Annotated in this window: 1 protein-coding gene and 1 pseudogene; both read right to left on the bottom strand. The window is 53.0% G+C overall.

Going from position 1 to position 279, the window contains the following annotated elements; genetic code table 11:
* Positions 1-116, bottom strand: a 116-nt coding sequence (locus tag AACY19_RS28020; RefSeq protein WP_445262340.1) for a hypothetical protein, incomplete at its 3' end; no start/stop codon positions are given.
* A gap of 91 nt (positions 117-207) precedes the next feature.
* A pseudogene (locus tag AACY19_RS27595) lies at positions 208-279 on the bottom strand (Hcp family type VI secretion system effector); the annotation flags it as partial.

The raw sequence follows: 279 nt of genomic DNA, 5'->3' as shown, positions 1-279 counted from the left end.
TCAAACACAAAAGGCTGGCTGATGGCTTCCCGACCGGTAAGGGTAAACACCTGGAAATCGGCGGAAAGACCTTCGATGGTCAGGGCAAAGTGGGTTTCATTGGCCGGCGCGAACATCCCTTGTTCCTCGTGCTGTCACAAAAATCTGGAGTTGCGTAAACAACATCGACCAGCAGAGCTGGCCGATGCTTGTAACGATCAGCCGTAATTAAACGACTGGAGCACGCCAGTCATCGGAACCCGAAGTACCGGATACTTCGTGGGTCCAGGTGATTTTGCG

The organism is Pseudomonas sp. EA_5y_Pfl2_R50, assembly GCF_963970475.1.
Classification (GTDB): Bacteria; Pseudomonadota; Gammaproteobacteria; order Pseudomonadales; family Pseudomonadaceae; genus Aquipseudomonas.
Note: the sequence above shows the minus strand (reverse complement) of the source record. Positions and strands in the feature narration are given on the sequence as shown.